Below are 15,959 nucleotides of genomic sequence, written 5' to 3' on the forward strand. Positions count from 1 at the left end.
CACCACCCCCACCACCCCCACTTCCCCCTGACGATCAAGAGGTTTGCGTCTGGGGAAGGGGCTTCCCGAGACGCAAACCTCTTGATCAACTCAGCTGGGGGCGGTGCCCCGGGGGTTACATGTTGGCTACGTCGGCCTGCTTGGCGCGGACGGCCTCGGCGGCCTCGTTGAGGGCGGCCAGCTCGTCGGCGTCGAGGTCGGTCTCGACGACCCGCTTGATGCCCTGGGCACCGATCTCGGCCTCGACGCCGAGGTAGACGCCGGAGATGCCGTACTCACCGTCGACCCAGGCGCAGACCGGCATGACCTCGCCGGAGTCCTCGGCGACGGCCTTGGCCATGCGCGCGGCGGCGGCCGACGGGGCGTAGTACGCCGAGCCGGTCTTGAGCAGCGCCACGACCTCGGCGCCACCGTTGCGGGTCTTGACGACCAGTTCCTCGATCTGCTCGGCGGGCATCGCCTCGCGCAGCGGCTTGCCGTCGACGGTGCTCTTGGACGGCACGGGGACCATGGTGTCGCCGTGCGAGCCGAGGGTCAGCGTCTTGACGGTCTTCACCGGTACGTTCAGCGCCTCGGCCACGAAGTTGGTGAACCGCGCGGTGTCCAGCATGCCGGCCTGGCCGAGCACCCGCTGGTGCGGGAACTGGGTGGCGAGCTGGGCCAGCGCGGTCATCTCGTCAAGCGGGTTGGAGACGACGATCACCACGGCGCTCGGGGCGTACTTGGCGACGTTCTCGCTGACCTGGCGGACGATCTTCGCGTTGGTCTCCAGCAGGTCCATCCGGCTCATGCCCGGCTTGCGGGGCAGGCCGGCGGTGATGACCACCACGTCGGAGCCCTCGATGGCCTCGTAGCCCTCACCGTTCGGGCCGGTGGTGACGCCCACGACCTTGGTCTCGAAGCCCTCGATGGCCCGCGACTGGTTGAGGTCCAGGGCGAGACCCGCGGGCTTGCCCTCCACGATGTCGGTGATCACGACGGTGTCGAAGACGTCGTACTCGGCCAGGCGCTGCGCGGTGGTGGAGCCGTAGAAACCGGCGCCGACGACAGTGACTTTCTTACCCATGGTCGTCCCACTCCCTGATACCAGTCGGTTTTCCGGACCGTATCAGCCATGGTGGCACCGATCGGGCCAGGGGCGGACGGTTATGAGCAGCTCGGGGGTTTCGTTCCACCGCTCCGGGTGTTAATAAGGGGCCCTTGCTCTACCGGAGGCGTTAAGAAGGTGCCCTTCCTTACACCTCAGCCGCGTTCGGCGCGTTCGACGACGTTGGTGAGCAGCATGGCGCGGGTCATCGGGCCGACGCCGCCGGGCATCGGCACGAGCTTGCCGGCCACCTCGGCGACCTCCGGGTCCACGTCGCCGGTGTAGCGGCCCTTGCCGTCCGACCCGATCACGCGGGTGATGCCGACGTCGACCACCACCGCACCCGGCGTGATCATGTCGGTGGTGAGCAGGCCCGGTACGCCGGCGGCGACGATCACGATGTCGGCGGCGCGGGTGTGCGCGGCGAGGTCGAGGGTGCCGGTGTGGCACAGGGTCACCGTGGCGTTCTCGCTGCGCCGGGTGAGCAGCAGGCCGAGCGGCCGCCCGACGGTGTTGCCCCGGCCGACCACCGCGACCTTGGCGCCCCGCAGCGGCACGTCGTGCCGGCGCAGGAGTTCCACGATGCCGCGCGGGGTGCACGGCAGCGGCGCGTCGTAGCCGAGCACCAGCCGGCCCAGGTTGACCGGGTGCAGGCCGTCGGCGTCCTTGTCCGGGTCGATCAGCTCCAGCACCCGCTGGGTGTCGAGGTGCCCGGGCAGCGGCAGCTGGACGATGTAGCCATGGCAGGCCGGGTCGGCGTTCAGCTCGGCGAGCGTCTCGTCGACCTGGGCCTGGGTGGCGTCGGCGGGCAACTCCCGACGGATCGAGGCGATGCCGACCTCGGCGCAGTCCCGGTGCTTGCCGTTGACGTACGCCTGGGAGCCGGGGTCGCTGCCGACCAGCACCGTGCCGAGGCCGGGGACGATGCCCCGCTCCGCCAGCGCCTTGACCCGTGCCCGCAGCTCGTCCTTGATCTCGGCTGCGGTCGCCTTGCCGTCCAGAAGCGTCGCCGTCACGCCTCCGATCGTCTCACGACCCGTGCGGCCGGTTTGCGCGGACCACTCCAGCTCACCCGCACCAGGCCTGTGATCACGCTCAGCAACGTGCCCATCGTCACTCTAGGTAACCTGACTCGGCAGATATCCCGCCCGGACCGGACACCGGGGCCGGAACCTCCTCAGCACGACGACCCGATCGATGGCCACCGTTCGATGCCAGAGCCGCCGGGTTCCGGCGATACCTCGCACGATTTTATCGCCTGATGTCGGCTTTTACCTGATGGAAGCGTGTAGCACGAGCGTAGCCGTCCGACAACGTACGGGTCCCGGGGAGCAACCGGCACGTTGTCGACCCGTAGCCCGCGACCTACCGTTGCCACTCGTTGCGCAGAGTCACCCAACGCCGGGCCTGACTGCGCTGCGTAAGGAGATGAGGAGGCTTGATGCGTGTTCGTAGGCTCGCAGCCTGGACCGCTCTCCCGCTCGCGGTGACCCTGGGCCTGGTGGCCTGCGGCTCGGGCGGCAACGGCGGATCCGGCGAGAGTGACCCCAACGCGGCGGTGCGGATCGAGATCGCCGAACCGCAGCACCTGGTGCCGACCAACACCAACGAGACGAGCGGCTCTCAGGTGCTGTCCGCCCTGTTCAGCCCGCTTGTTGACTACGACGAGGCGCACAAGCCGTACGAGGTGGCGGCCGAGTCGATCACGTCCGAGGACAACACCACCTGGACCGTGAAGCTCAAGGACGGCTACACCTTCCACAACGGCGAGGACGTCACCGCCGACAGCTACATCGACGCCTGGAACTACGGCGCGTACGCCCCCAACGGCCAGAACTCCAGCTACTTCTTCGAGAAGATCGCCGGCTTCGACGACCTCCAGGGCGAGACCCCGAAGGCCACCACGCTCAGCGGGCTGAAGAAGGTCGACGACCACACCTTCACCGTCACGCTGTCCCAGCCGTACAGCGAGTTCAAGTCGATCCTCGGCTACACCGCCTTCTACCCGCTGCCGAAGGCCGCCTTCTCCGCGCCCGGCGTACTGGCCGAGGGGTACGAGCAGGCGCCGATCGGTCAGGGTCCGTTCAAGATGAAGGGCACCTGGCAGCACGACGCCAAGGTCGAGGTCGAGCGTTACGACGCCTTCCCCGGCGAGCAGCCCAAGGTGGCCGGCGTCGAGTTCCGGATCTACCAGCAGCTGACCGCCGCGTACGCGGACGTGCTGTCGGACAACCTGGACGTGATCAAGACCATCCCGACCGAGAACCTGTCGACGGCCGCCGTCGACCTGGGTGACCGGTTCCTGCAGAGCCCGGCCTCGTCGCTGCACTTCCTGGCGTTCCCCACCTTCCAGGAGGAGTTCAGCAACCCGGACGTGCGCAAGGCCATCTCGATGGCGATCGACCGTGACGAGATCACCAAGTCGATCTTCAAGGACTCCCAGCAGCCGGCCCGCTCGTTCGTCTCGCCGGTGGTCGCCGGTTACCGGGACAACACCGTCGGCGCCGCCGGGGAGTTCGACCCGGCCAAGGCCAAGGAGCTGTACGAGTCCGCCGGTGGCCCGTCGAAGATCACCCTGTCGTACAACGGCGACGGTGGCCACAAGGACTGGATCGACGCCACCTGCAACCAGCTCAAGGCCAACCTGGGCGTGGACTGCGTCGGCAACGCCGAGCCGAAGTTCGCCGACCTGCTGACCAAGGTGAAGGCCAAGCAGCCCGTGGGCCTGTTCCGGATGGGCTGGATCATGGACTACCCGTCCATGGAGAACTACCTGGGCCCGCTGTACAGCAGCAACGGGTCGTCGAACTACTACGGCTACAGCAACCCCGAGTTCGACAAGCTGCTCGCCGAGGGCGTCAGCGCGCCGAGCGAGGAAGAGGCGATCAAGAAGTACCAGGCCGCCGAGGACCTGCTGGCCCAGGACATGCCGGTCGTGCCGCTGCGGTTCGGCCAGAACAACTTCGGACACTCGACGAAGGTGAAGAACGTCGAGGTGGACCTCTTCGACCGGGTCGACCTCGTCAAGATCGAGGTAGTCAAGTAACACAGCGCAAACGGGCGGGTCGGGTCATCACGCGATGACCCGACCCGCCACGGCATTCGCCCTTTTTCAGGGAGACTGCCAAGTATGTTCCGCTTCATCGTGCGGCGGCTGCTCCAGATGGTCGTGGCCTTCTTCGGCACCACGCTGATCGTCTACGCCCTGATGTTCGCCGGGCAGGGCGACCCGATCCAGGCACTGGCCGGCGAACGTCCGGTCACCGCCGCGCAGCGGGCGTACCTCACCGAGAAGTACCACCTCGACGCGACAGGCTTCGGCGGCTTCTTCTACCGCTACTTCGACTACCTGTCGAACCTGCTCCGGGGCGACCTGGGCGAGTCGCTCACCGGCCGGCCGATCGGCGAGATCCTCGCCAACGCCTGGCCGGTCACCATCAAGCTGGCGCTGATCGCCATCGCCGTCGCCGTCATCTTCGGGGTCACCGCGGGCGTGCTCGCCGGTATCCGGCGCGGCAGCATCTTCGACAACTCCACGCTGCTGCTGACGCTGCTGGTGCTCGGCATCCCGACCATCGTGCTCGCCCCGCTCGCGCAGTACCTGCTGGGCGTCAAGTGGCAGCTCTTCCCGGCCACCTCCGGCGCCGACCCGAGCTTCTACGCGCTGCTGCTGCCCGGCATCGTGCTCGGCTCGCTCTCCCTGGCCACCGCGCTGCGACTGACGCGTACCTCGGTGGCGGAGAACCTGCGGGCCGACTACGTCCGTACCGCCCGGTCGAAGGGCCTGCCGAGGCGGCGGGTGGTCACCGTGCACGTGCTGCGCAACTCGCTGATCCCGGTGATCACCTTCCTCGGCGTCGAACTGGGCAACCTGATGAGCGGCGCGATCATCACCGAAGGCGTGTTCAACATCCCGGGCGTCGGCTTCAACCTCTTCCGCGCCATCCGCACCGAGGACGGTCCACTTGTGGTGGGGATCGTCAGCGTTCTCGTCGTGGTCTACCTCGTCTCCAACCTGGTGGTGGACATCCTGTACGCCGTACTCGACCCGAGGATCCGCTATGAGTGACTTCGAGACGGTGGCGTCCTCGGAGAACCAGGCCGCGCGGCGGGGGGTGTCGGGCGAGCCCGGCACGCCGGGACGGGTCGGACAGCCGGGCCGGCCCCGCAGTCTGGCCGGCGACGCCTGGCGCGACCTGCGCCGCAAGCCGATCTTCTGGATCAGCCTGGCGCTGGTGCTGCTGGTCACCGCGATGGCCGTCGCGCCCGGGCTGTTCACCCGCAACGATCCGACGGACTGCATCCTGTCGCGGCAGCACGCCGCGCCGAGCGGCGGAGCCATCTTCGGGTACGACTTCCAGGGCTGTGACACGTACGCCAGGGCGGTCTACGGCGCGCGGGCCTCGCTGCTGGTCGGCGCCCTGTCGGCGCTGCTCACCGGGATCATCGCGCTGGTGGTGGGGATGCTTGCCGGCTACTTCGGCGGCTGGGTCGACGCGGTGCTCTCCCGGATCGTCGACATCGTGCTCGGCATCCCGCTGCTGCTGGCCGCGATCGTGCTGCTCAAGCGGGTGGCCAGCGACAGCGCCACGGTACGCCTCGGCTCGGTCATCTTCGTGCTGGCGGTGCTCGGCTGGACCACCGCCGCCCGGGTCGTCCGGTCCTCGGTGATCACCGCCCGGCAGCAGGACTACGTGGCCGCGGCCCGGATGCTGGGTGCCGGCAACGGCCGGATCATGTGGCGACACATCCTGCCGAACGCGCTCGCCCCGGCGATCGTGGTGCTGACCATCGCGCTCGGCTCGTTCATCGCCGCCGAGGCGACCCTGTCGTTCCTCGGCATCGGGCTGAAGGAACCCACCATCTCCTGGGGCATCGACATCAACAACGGTCGGGTGCACATGCGGGAGTCGGCCACCCCGCTGCTGGTCCCGTCGACCTTCCTCGCCCTGACCGTGCTGGCGTTCATCATGCTCGGCGACGCGATCCGCGACGCCTTCGACCCGAAACTGCGGTGACCGACCATGCCAACGCCGACCTCACCGCCGACGCCGGCCTCGCCGACCCCGCCCGGTGGGCACCTGCTGGAGGTGCGGGACCTGCACATCGAGTTCCGTACCGGCGAGGGGGTGGCCAAGGTGATCAACGGGGTCAGCTATCACCTCGACCCCGGCGAGACGCTCGCCGTGCTCGGCGAGTCCGGCTCCGGCAAGTCCGTCACCGCCCAGGCGATCATGGGCATCCTGGACACGCCGCCGGCCCACATCCGCTCCGGACAGATCTGCTACCAGGGTCGGGACCTGCTGGAACTGCCCGAGGAGCAGCGCCGGCAGGTACGCGGCAAGGAGATCGCGATGATCTTCCAGGACGCGCTGTCCGCGCTGAACCCGGTGTTTCCGGTGGGCTGGCAGATCGGCGAGACGCTGCGCCAGCGAGTCGGCATGTCCCGGGCCGACGCCCGCCGCCGTGCGGTGCAGCTGATGGAACTGGTGCAGATCCCGGGGGCGGCCAGTCGGCTCGACGACTATCCGCACCAGTTCTCCGGGGGCATGCGTCAGCGGGTCATGATCGCCATGGCGCTGGCCATGGAGCCGAAGGTGCTCATCGCCGACGAGCCGACCACCGCCCTCGACGTCACCGTGCAGGCCCAGATCATGGATCTGCTCGCCGACCTGCGGCGCGACCTGAACATGGCGTTGATCCTGATCACCCATGACCTGGGTGTGGTCGCCGACGTGGCGGACCGGATCGCGGTCATGTACGCGGGCCGCATCGTCGAGCACGCCGACGTCCGATCGCTGTACCGGGCGCCTGCCCACCCGTACACCAAGGGGTTGTTGGAGTCGATCCCGCGCCTGGACCAGCGCGGCGGGAAGCTCTCCACCATCCGAGGGCTCCCGCCCAACCTGATGCGCATCCCCAGCGGCTGCCCCTTCCACCCCCGCTGCCCGTACGTGCAGCAGGTCTGTGTGGACGTGGTGCCGCACGACCTGGTCCTCGGCGACGGCCGGACCAGCGCGTGCCACTTCGCGCAGGAGGTACACGATGACCGCGCCGGCTGACCCCGCCAAGATCCGGGGCGAGACGATCCTCGACGTCGACAACGTGGTCAAGCACTTCCCCATCACCCAGGGGGTGCTGTTCAAACGGAAGATCGGCGCGGTCAAGGCGGTCGACGGGGTCAGCTTCGACCTGCGCCGGGGCGAGACGCTGGGCATCGTCGGCGAGTCGGGCTGCGGCAAGTCCACCCTGGCCCGGTTGCTGATGCGACTGGAGCGCCCGACCGCCGGGCGGGCCACCCTGGCCGGGCGTGACCTGTTCGCCGCCTCCGGAGGCGAGTTGCGTCGGATCCGGCGCAACATGCAGATGGTGATGCAGGACCCGTACACCTCGCTGAACCCCCGGATGACTGTCGGCGACATCATCGGCGAACCGTTCGAGATCCACCCGGAGGCGGCACCGAAGGGCAGCCGCCAGCAGCGGGTCCAGGAACTGCTCGACGTGGTCGGGCTCAACCCGGAACACATCAACCGCTACCCGCACCAGTTCTCCGGAGGTCAGCGGCAGCGCATCGGCATCGCCCGGGCGTTGGCGCTACGACCCGAGGTGATCGTCTGCGACGAACCGGTCTCCGCCCTCGACGTCTCCATCCAGGCCCAGGTGATCAACCTGCTGGAGGAACTCCAGGACGAGTTCGGGTTGTCGTACATCTTCATCGCCCACGACCTGTCGGTGGTCCGGCACATCTCCGACCGGATCGCGGTGATGTACCTCGGCCGGATCGTGGAGATCGGCACCGAGGAGCAGATCTACGAGCGGGCCACCCATCCGTACACCCAGGCGCTGCTCTCCGCCGCGCCGCTGCCCGACCCGGAGGCCCGGGACCGCCGGGACATCATCCGGCTGACCGGTGACGTGCCCAGCCCGGCCGATCCGCCGAGCGGCTGCCACTTCCGTACCCGCTGCTGGAAGGCGCAGGAGATCTGCGCCCTGGAGGACCCGCGGGCCGTGCCGCGGGCCGCCGACCCGCACCCCTCCGCCTGCCACTTCGCCGCCCTCCGGGAGTAAGGAAGGGCCCCTTCCTAACGCCTCGCGTATAGGAAGGGGCCCTTGTTAACGGCTGGCTCAGTGGAAGAAGTGCCGGGTGCCGGTGAGGTACATGGTGACGCCGGCCTGCTTGCAGGCGGCGATCACCTCTTCGTCGCGGATCGAGCCGCCGGGCTGCACGATGGCCCGGATGCCGGCGTCGATGAGGATCTGCGGACCGTCGGCGAACGGGAAGAACGCGTCCGAGGCGGCGACCGCGCCGCCGGCCCGGTCGGCACCGGCCCGGCTGACCGCCAGGCGGGCCGAGTCGACCCGGTTGACCTGACCCATGCCCACACCGACTGTCGCGCCGTCGCGGGCCAGCAGGATGGCGTTGCTCTTCACCGCGCGGACCGCCCGCCAGGCGAACGCCAGGTCGGCCAGGGTGGCCTCGTCGGCCGCCTCACCGGTGGCCAGCCGCCAGGTCGCCGGGTCGTCGCCGTCGGCGTCGATCGCGTCGCGCTGCTGCACAAGTACGCCGCCGGTGACCTGCCGCCACTCGGCCGGCAGCGGACGGAACTCCGGCGCCCGCAGCAGCCGGATGTTCTTCTTGGCCTGGAGCACCTCGGCCGCGCCGGGCTCGTAGCCGGGCGCCACCACGACCTCGGTGAAGATCTCGGCGATCTGCCCGGCCAACTCGACCGAGACCGGCCGGTTCACCGCGATGACCCCACCGAAGGCGGAGACCGGGTCGCAGGCGTGTGCCTTGCGGTGGGCGTCGGCCACGTCCGAGCCGACCGCGATGCCGCACGGGTTGGCGTGCTTGATGATGGCCACCGCCGGCTGGTCGGCGAAGTCGTTCGCGGCCCGCCAGGCGGCGTCGGCGTCGACGTAGTTGTTGTAGGACATCTCCTTGCCGTGCAGCTGCTCGGCCTGCGCCAGCCCGGCCGGGCTCGCCGGGTCGGCGTAGACGGCCGCGCCCTGGTGCGGGTTCTCGCCGTAGCGCAGCACCGCCTGGCGACGCAGCGCCTGCCCGGCGAACTGCGGCCAGCCGTCGGCGGACGGGGCGAGGGTGGTGGCGAACCAGTCGGCCACGGCCACGTCGTACTCGGCGATGTCGGCGAAGGCGCGGGCGGCGAGCGCCCGGCGCTGCGCCAGGGTGAAGCCACCGTCGCCGAGCGCGGCCAGCAGCAGCGGGTACGCGGCCGGGTCGGTCACCACCGCCACCGAGGCGTGGTTCTTGGCGGCGGCCCGCACCATCGCCGGACCACCGATGTCGATCTGCTCGACGCACTCGTCCTGGCTGGCCCCGGAGGCGACGGTGGCCTGGAACGGGTACAGGTTGGACACCAGCAGGTCGATCCCGGCGATGCCGTGCTCGTCGAGCGCGGCGGCGTGGGCGTCCTTGCGCAGGTCGGCGAGGAGCCCGCCGTGGATCTTCGGGTGCAGGGTCTTCACCCGGCCGTCGAGGATCTCCGGGAAGCCGGTCACCTGTTCCACGGGGGTCACCGGTACGCCGGCACCGGCGATCGTCGACGCGGTGCTGCCGGTGGAGACGATCTCCACCCCGGCGGCGTGCAGCGACTGGGCCAACTCGACCAGCCCGGTCTTGTCGTAGACGCTTACCAGTGCCCGCCGGATCGGGCGGCGCCCATCCTCAGTGGAACTCACGGAACTGTGACCTTTCTTCCGGTTATCGTCCAGCCCTCGCGGACCAGCCGGCCCACCTGCTCGACGAGTTGCTGCCGCTCGGCTTCCTTGATGCGCTCGGTGAGCGTGTCGACGTCGTCGTCGTCGTGGACGGGCACCGCCACCTGCGCGACGATCGGGCCGGTGTCCATCCCGGCGTCGACGAAGAAGAGGGTCGCCCCGGTGACCTTCACGCCGTAGGCGAGGGCGTCACGCGGGCCGTGGATGCCGGGAAACGCCGGCAGCAGGGTGTTGTGCGTGTTGAGGTAGCGGTCGCCGAAGGCGGCGAGGAAATGCGTGCCTACCAACTTCAGGAAGCCCGCCGAGATGACCAGGTCCGGCCGGTGCTCGGCGACCCGGGCGGTGAGCGCCGCATCCCACTGTTCCCGGGTCGGGTGATCGGAGACCCGCTCCACGAAGGTCGGCACCCCCGCGGCGGCCGCCCGGTCCAGCCCGGCGATGCCGTCGCGGTCCGCGCCCACGGCGACCACCCGGGCCCCGTACGCCTGGTCAGCGGTCGCGTCCAGCAGCGCCTGAAGGTTGCTTCCGGAACCGGAGATCAGCACGACGATACGGGCGGGCTCGTTCACCGGCACACCCTATCGGGCCGTCGACCGACGCCCGGACGCTGGGCGGGACCGGATCGGCGACTGCCGAATTCGCGTGGACCAGGTACGCTGCCGGTCGCTCGGGCCCGGCGCACGTCCGGCCCGCACCCACCAGCGACAGCAACCTGAGGAGCGCATCGACATGCAGCCCGGATACCCCTCTCAGCCACCCCAGCAGGTCGACAACAACATGACAATGTCGATCGTCGCAATCTTCCTCTTCTGGCCGCTGGCCATCCCCGCGATCATCAACGCCTCGAAGGTCAACCCGCTGCTCCAGCAGGGCGACTACGCCGGTGCGCAGGCCGCGGCGGCCGAGTCGAAGAAGTGGTCCAAGTGGGCCCTGATCGTCGGCATCGCCTGGATCGCGATCGTCCTGGTGTGCTGCGTGGGCGGAAGCGTGATCGGCGCGCTCAGCGGCAACACCGCGATGAGCTACTGATTCCGGATGCAGCCCGGTAACCCCGGTCAGGACCCGTACGGCCAGCAGCCGCCGTACGGGGATCCGACCTCTTCGCCGCCCGCCAACCCGTACGCCCCGCCGCCGGCAAACCCGTACGCTCCGCCGCCGGCCAACCCGTACACGCCGCCCGCGGATCCGTACGCCCCACCGGCGGACCCGTACGGGCCGGCCGACAACGCTCCGGCAGATCCGTACGGTCAGCAGCCGTCCGGGCCGCCGCCGGTCTCGCCCGCACCCTACGACCCGTACGCGCCGCCGCCGGCCAACCAGCCCCCGGCGTACGGGCAGCCCCCGGCCTACGGGCAGCAGCCCGCCTACGGGCAACCGGCCTACGGCCAGCCGCAGGTGTCGGGCCAGCCGTACGGTCAGCCCTACGCCGACCCGTACGCCGCGCAGCAGCAGTACGGTGGCGCACCGATGTACCCCCAGGCTGGCTTCGGCGGTGCCAGCGGCCCACAGAACACCCTCGGCCTGCTGTCGATGATCCTCGGCATCGCGTCGATTCCGCTGTCCTGCTGCTACCTCGGCATTCCGCTGGGCGCGGCCGCGCTGATCACCGGCTGGCTGGGCAAGCAGAAGGCGGACCAGGGCCTGGCCAACAACTCGGGACAGGCGCTCACCGGTCTGATCTGCGGTGGCATCGGCGTACTGTTCGGCCTGCTCCAGATCGTGCTGCTGGTGGTGAACGTCAGCCTGCCGCAGCCCTGAGCACACCCGCATCGAGGGGCGTTCCGGACGACCGGAACGCCCCTCGGTCGTTTACCTGGCCGGCGTGACGGACTCCGCCGGCCACCCGACTCCCCCCGGGTCCGAGGGCTACCCAACTCCCCCGGCTCCCCCGACTACCCGGGCAGGCCGATCAGGTCGGCCATCCGGCGCATCTGGTGGTCGAAGTACTCCTCCCGCGCCTGGATCAGCCCGTCGAGCTGGCCGAAGAGTTCGAAGCTCACCACGCCGAAGCAGCACATCCAGCCGGTGGCACCGCGACTGAGCAGCGCCTCGGGGACTTCGGGGAAGAATCCGTCGCGGACGGCGGCCAGGTCGCCCTGGACCGGCCCGGGCAGGTCACCGGGGTCGCTCAGGGCACCGCTGGCGAAGCCGTCGGCGAGAATCCCGATCAGGACGGTCGGTGTCCGGACCGCTGCCACGGTGGTCTCCTGCGGCGCGGCGTAGCCGGGGACCGGGCTACCGAAGAGCAGGGCGTACTCGGCGGGATGGGCCAGCGCCCAGCGGCGTACGGCGTGACAGGCCGCGAGCCACCGGCCACGCAGGTCGGTGCGGTCGGTGACCTCGGCGTCGCCGGCCGCCACCGCGTCGCCGAGCGCGTGGTAGCCGTCCACGATCAACGCGGTGAGCAACTCGTCCCGGCTGGCGAAGTAGCGGTAGATCGCCGAGGAGACCATCCCCATGTCCCGGGCGACCGCGCGCAACGACAGGTTCGCCCCCTCCGCCGCGAGGTGCCGGCGGGCGATCGCCTTTATCTCGTTGATCATCTCGGCTCGGGCCCGAGCCCGGATGCTGGCAGCAGGCATGACAGTGAGTGTCGCACACATTCGAGAGCACTGCTCTTGACGACAGGGGCTCGCATCGGAGAACATAGCTCTCGACGGAGAGCACTGCTCTCCATTTCGAGAGGGGACTCCCGTGGCCACATCCGCACACCTGATCGTCGGCGCCGGTTTGGTCGGCTCGACCACCGCGCGACAGCTCGCTGAGCAGGGCGAACAGGTCCGCATCGTCAGCCGCTCCGGCCGGGGCCCGGACCACCCACGGATCGAACGGATCGCTGCCGACGCGATCGACGCCGATCGACTCAGCGAGCTGGCCGACGGCGCGAGGGCGATCTACAACTGCCTCAACCCCGCCTACCACCGCTGGCTGACCGACTGGCCGCCCCTGGCCGACGCGCTGCTCACCGCGGCCGAGCGCTCCGGCGCACCCCTGGTCGTCACCGGCTGCCTCTACGGGTACGGCGAGGTCACCGGCGCGATGACCGAGAACACCCCGCTCGCCGCCACCCACCCGAAACTGAAGGTACGGGCCGACATGTGGCGTGCCGCCCTCGCCGCCCAGCGTGCCGGGCGGATCCGCGCCGTCACCGAGGTGCGTGGCAGCGACTACCTCCAGGCGCAGTCGATCTTCAGCTTCCTGCTCGGGAAGCCGCTGCTCGCCGGCCGCCGCGCCTTCGTGCCCGGCCCGCTCGACGTACCGCACACCTGGACCTCGATCAACGACATGGCGGCGATGCTGATCATCGCGGCCACCGACCAGCGGGCGTGGAACCGCGCCTGGCATGTGCCCAGCGCGGCACCGCTGACGATCCGCGAACTCGCCACCCGGTTCACCGAGGTGCTCGGTGCGCCCGCGCCGAAGCTCACCACCATCCCCGGCCCGGTCTTCCGCGCCGCAGGCCTGCTCTCCGCGATGCTGCGCGAGTTCCAGACCACGGCGTACCAGTTCGACAGGCCGTTCGTCATGGACTCCACCGCGGCCACCGACACCTTCGGTCTACGCCACCAGCCGCTCGACGAGGCGCTACGGGAGACCGCCGCACTGCTCGGCGGGCTCCCGGCCACGACCGCCCGGCGACCGGCGGCCGTCTGACCGCCGCCGCTGCCCCCGTCCCGCCCCGAACATCCGCTCTTACCGGAGGTACCAGACATGTCCGCCGTCGCCATCGCCCCGCCCGCCGTGGCCGGGACCGCCAGCACCGTCGACCGGGTCGACAACCGGATCCCGTACGCCAGCTTCGCCGTCGCCTACCTGCTCGGGCACGGAGCCGCAGCGCTCTCCAGCGGTGCCGACCCGCTGGTCGACCTGCCCGGATGGCTGCCCATGACCCTGCTCGCCGCCGGCATCGTGGCCGGCAGTGTCGCGGCCACGGTCGCCGCCACCCGCGCCCAGCGCGACGCCGGACGAGCCGAGCTGCTCTCCGGCAAACTCCTCGGCATCGCCTGGGTCACCGCCTTCACCGGCCTGTTCTTCGTCATCACCGGCCTGGCGACCACCCTCGACATGCCCGAGCTGCACACCATCCTCTGGCCGAGCGGTTCGGCGTTCATCGTCGGCCTGATCTATCTCGCCGAGGGCGCCGTCCGTCGCAACGTGTTGCACTACGCGCTGGGCAGTTGGCTCGCCGTGGTCTCCACCGCCGCGCTCTTCCTCAGCGCACCCGGGCCGTACTGGATCCTCGCTCTCGCCGGCGGTGGCGCCTACGTCCTCGCCGCCGTACTCGAATCCCGACGGCTCGCCGCCCACTGAACGGTCCACGTCCATGCCTGCGACACGCGGCGGTCCCCCCGGGATCGCCGCTGTTCGCCGTCCGGCCCGGTCAGCCGGCAGGCCGTCAGGTGGCGAACCGGGTGAGCCAGCGGGTGGCGGCGGCACCGAGCAGCGCACCCGCGCCGATGACCACGGTCGACGCGAGCGCCACCTGCCAACCGACCGGGCCCAGTTCGGCCAGCCGGCCCGCGCCGAGCGGCCCGCCGGACGCCTCGGCGACCGCACCCATCAGCAGACCTGTCACCGGCCCGGCCAGCACGGCGGGAACCAGCAGCGCACCCCAGCCCAACGGTGCTCGTTCGACGGCAGCCGCTCGGAGCAGGCGGCGGGCGAGCAGCCCGCCGATGGCCAACCCCACCAGGGCTGGGAGCGCCAGGATGGTGGCCGACCAGAAGCCGTCGACCGGCCCACCGGGCAACCCGGCGACCAACGGCAGGGCCGGCAGCGCGCCGACGGCGACCTCACTGGTCCGCACCGCCGTGTCGGTGCCCACGGCGAAGCCCGGGCCGAGCAGGTAACTGGTAGACCAGATGGTGGCGTTCGGCGCGTAGGCCAGGCTCACCAGCGTGATGCCGGCCTGACCGGCCACCCCGGTGCGGTAGGCGCCGATCAGGTCGGCCGCGTCACCGCCGCCGGTCGCCACGGCCAGCCCGGCCACAGCCGCTCCCGCCCCGAGCAGCACCAGCCCGGCCACCAACCCCGCCTGCGCACCGTCGCGCAGCGGCTTCGGCGTACGGGCGGCGAGCAGGTCGGACAGTCGGCTGGTGCGCGCCGCGCCGACCCCGGCGGCGAGCACGCCGAGCACCCCGAAGGTGAGCCCGGCCCGCACCGTCGACACGCCGAGCCCGCCGGCCCCGACCAGCATCGCGGCCAGCACACCGAGCAGGGCGTACACGACGCCGACGGCCACCGCGGCGACGAGGGTGCGACCCGGTGATCGGCTGCCCCGGGCGCCGATGGCGCGGGTGACGTGCACCCCGGCCCGGGACAACCGCCACACCGCCAGGGCGGTCACCGCCAGCGGCGCCAGACCCAACGGCCCGGTGGCGGTCTCCAGCGGCACCCCGTGCCCGAGCAGCCAACCTGCCGTCCCCGCGCGCACCGCGCCGAGCAGACTGGCGGCACCCTCACTGAGCTGAAACAACCAGAGCACGAGCGCCACCGGCAGCCAGGAGGTGAGGGCGGCGCCACCGGCGGCCACCAGGGCGGCGACCACCAGCGGCGCGTGGTTGCGTCCGGTAGGCCCGCCACGGGGCAGCGGTGCCCGGCGCGGCGGGCCGGCACGACCGGGCGGCCGACTGCCGGCGTCCCGGGCTTCGGTGGCCCGCCGGGGCTGGTCAGGGGTGACGAAAGACATCGGTTCTACTCTGGCATGCCGCGCCCAGGTCGGCTGACCGACACCACACCGGCGGGACACCTAGTTGCTCTTATCGCGTGTGACGCCACAGGTACTGCTCTAGCCTCGGCAGCAAGGAGCCGTGATCCGTGTCGCGGCAGCTAGCGCCCGGAGGGAAGCCGTGACCACTCCGTATCCACCACCACCGCCGCCGCCCTCGCGCCCGGCCGGTCGGGACCGCACCACGCTCTGGGGTGTGCTGGGCATCGTGACGGGCCTGCTCTGCTGCGGCATCCTCGGCATCGTCTTCGGCTGGCTGTCGATCCGCGATGCGCGGCGCTACCACCAGTCTCCGGTGCTGGGCTACGTGGCGATCGGCCTCGGTGTGCTCAACATCGTGCTGAGCCTGATCCTGCAGGCGACCGGGAACTACCCGTACTGGAACCGCTGAGGGGCCGACCAGCCGGT

General features: G+C 70.5%; 16 protein-coding genes. 10 read left to right on the forward strand and 6 right to left on the reverse strand.

Translation table 11 applies throughout. From position 1 onward, the window contains the following. Positions 1-115: 115 nt before the first annotated feature. Together C1A38_RS21635 and C1A38_RS21640 are read right to left on the reverse strand one after the other, a co-directional pair. Positions 116-1,066: a malate dehydrogenase gene (locus tag C1A38_RS21635; protein WP_102659588.1), complete on the reverse strand. Its 951-nt coding sequence runs from the start codon at positions 1,064-1,066 to the stop codon at positions 116-118. 176 nt (positions 1,067-1,242) lie between these two features. Then, on the reverse strand, positions 1,243-2,103 hold the full coding sequence (locus C1A38_RS21640; protein WP_013735826.1) for a bifunctional methylenetetrahydrofolate dehydrogenase/methenyltetrahydrofolate cyclohydrolase: 861 nt from the start codon (positions 2,101-2,103) through the stop codon (positions 1,243-1,245). A gap of 425 nt (positions 2,104-2,528) precedes the next feature. Between C1A38_RS21640 and C1A38_RS21645 the strand changes: the two genes are divergently transcribed. The 5 genes from C1A38_RS21645 (at position 2,529) to C1A38_RS21665 (ending at position 8,155) form a co-directional block, all read left to right on the forward strand. Next, the gene (locus tag C1A38_RS21645; protein ID WP_102659589.1) at positions 2,529-4,133 is read left to right on the forward strand and encodes a peptide ABC transporter substrate-binding protein; all 1,605 of its coding nucleotides are present in this window, start codon (positions 2,529-2,531) and stop codon (positions 4,131-4,133) included. Positions 4,134-4,217: 84 nt separating this feature from the next. Then, positions 4,218-5,156: an ABC transporter permease gene (locus C1A38_RS21650; RefSeq protein WP_102659590.1), complete on the forward strand. Its 939-nt coding sequence runs from the start codon at positions 4,218-4,220 to the stop codon at positions 5,154-5,156. After that, positions 5,149-6,105: an ABC transporter permease gene (locus tag C1A38_RS21655; protein WP_102659591.1), complete on the forward strand. Its 957-nt coding sequence runs from the start codon at positions 5,149-5,151 to the stop codon at positions 6,103-6,105. The genes C1A38_RS21650 and C1A38_RS21655 overlap by 8 nt, the downstream gene beginning before the upstream one ends. Before the next feature lie 6 nt (positions 6,106-6,111). Beyond that, on the forward strand, positions 6,112-7,149 hold the full coding sequence (locus C1A38_RS21660) for an ABC transporter ATP-binding protein (RefSeq protein WP_102659592.1): 1,038 nt from the start codon (positions 6,112-6,114) through the stop codon (positions 7,147-7,149). Next, a complete protein-coding gene (locus C1A38_RS21665) occupies positions 7,133-8,155 on the forward strand; it encodes an ABC transporter ATP-binding protein (protein ID WP_102659593.1) in 1,023 nt (340 codons plus the stop codon). Before C1A38_RS21660 ends, C1A38_RS21665 begins: the two co-directional genes overlap by 17 nt. 57 nt (positions 8,156-8,212) lie before the next feature. Here the strand turns inward: C1A38_RS21665 and purH are convergent, their stop codons facing one another. Next, entirely contained in the window at positions 8,213-9,784 is a 1,572-nt protein-coding gene (gene purH, locus C1A38_RS21670; RefSeq protein WP_102659594.1) for a bifunctional phosphoribosylaminoimidazolecarboxamide formyltransferase/IMP cyclohydrolase, read from the reverse strand. Continuing rightward, the gene (purN, locus tag C1A38_RS21675; protein WP_102659595.1) at positions 9,781-10,398 is read right to left on the reverse strand and encodes a phosphoribosylglycinamide formyltransferase; all 618 of its coding nucleotides are present in this window, start codon (positions 10,396-10,398) and stop codon (positions 9,781-9,783) included. The genes purH and purN overlap by 4 nt, the downstream gene beginning before the upstream one ends. A gap of 208 nt (positions 10,399-10,606) precedes the next feature. Here purN and C1A38_RS21680 point away from each other — a divergent pair, with 208 nt between their 5' ends. Both C1A38_RS21680 and C1A38_RS21685 read left to right on the forward strand, forming a co-directional pair. Next, a complete protein-coding gene (locus tag C1A38_RS21680; protein WP_233196942.1) occupies positions 10,607-10,852 on the forward strand; it encodes a CD225/dispanin family protein in 246 nt (81 codons plus the stop codon). 6 nt (positions 10,853-10,858) lie between these two features. Then, complete coding sequence (locus tag C1A38_RS21685; protein ID WP_102659596.1) at positions 10,859-11,581, forward strand: DUF4190 domain-containing protein; 723 nt, start codon at positions 10,859-10,861, stop codon at positions 11,579-11,581. A gap of 134 nt (positions 11,582-11,715) precedes the next feature. Here the strand turns inward: C1A38_RS21685 and C1A38_RS21690 are convergent, their stop codons facing one another. Next, on the reverse strand, positions 11,716-12,405 hold the full coding sequence (locus tag C1A38_RS21690) for a TetR/AcrR family transcriptional regulator (protein WP_102659597.1): 690 nt from the start codon (positions 12,403-12,405) through the stop codon (positions 11,716-11,718). A gap of 112 nt (positions 12,406-12,517) precedes the next feature. Here C1A38_RS21690 and C1A38_RS21695 point away from each other — a divergent pair, with 112 nt between their 5' ends. Both C1A38_RS21695 and C1A38_RS21700 read left to right on the forward strand, forming a co-directional pair. Next, positions 12,518-13,477 carry an NAD-dependent epimerase/dehydratase family protein gene (locus tag C1A38_RS21695; protein ID WP_102659598.1) on the forward strand — a complete coding sequence of 320 codons (960 nt, stop codon included), beginning with the start codon at positions 12,518-12,520 and terminating at the stop codon, positions 13,475-13,477. Positions 13,478-13,534: 57 nt separating this feature from the next. Beyond that, positions 13,535-14,134 (forward strand): ABC transporter permease, encoded by a 600-nt coding sequence (locus C1A38_RS21700; protein ID WP_102659599.1) that lies wholly within the window; start codon positions 13,535-13,537, stop codon positions 14,132-14,134. 85 nt (positions 14,135-14,219) lie between these two features. Here the strand turns inward: C1A38_RS21700 and C1A38_RS21705 are convergent, their stop codons facing one another. Beyond that, positions 14,220-15,512, reverse strand: coding sequence for a cell division protein PerM (locus C1A38_RS21705; RefSeq protein ID WP_102659600.1), 1,293 nt, complete (start codon positions 15,510-15,512; stop codon positions 14,220-14,222). A 160-nt stretch (positions 15,513-15,672) separates the two neighbouring features. Between C1A38_RS21705 and C1A38_RS21710 the strand changes: the two genes are divergently transcribed. Further along, entirely contained in the window at positions 15,673-15,942 is a 270-nt protein-coding gene (locus C1A38_RS21710) for a hypothetical protein (RefSeq protein ID WP_013735840.1), read from the forward strand. Positions 15,943-15,959 lie beyond the last annotated feature (17 nt).

Origin of the sequence: Verrucosispora sp. ts21, from assembly GCF_002879555.1 — a bacterium.
Lineage (GTDB): Bacteria > Actinomycetota > Actinomycetes > Mycobacteriales > Micromonosporaceae > Micromonospora > Micromonospora gifhornensis.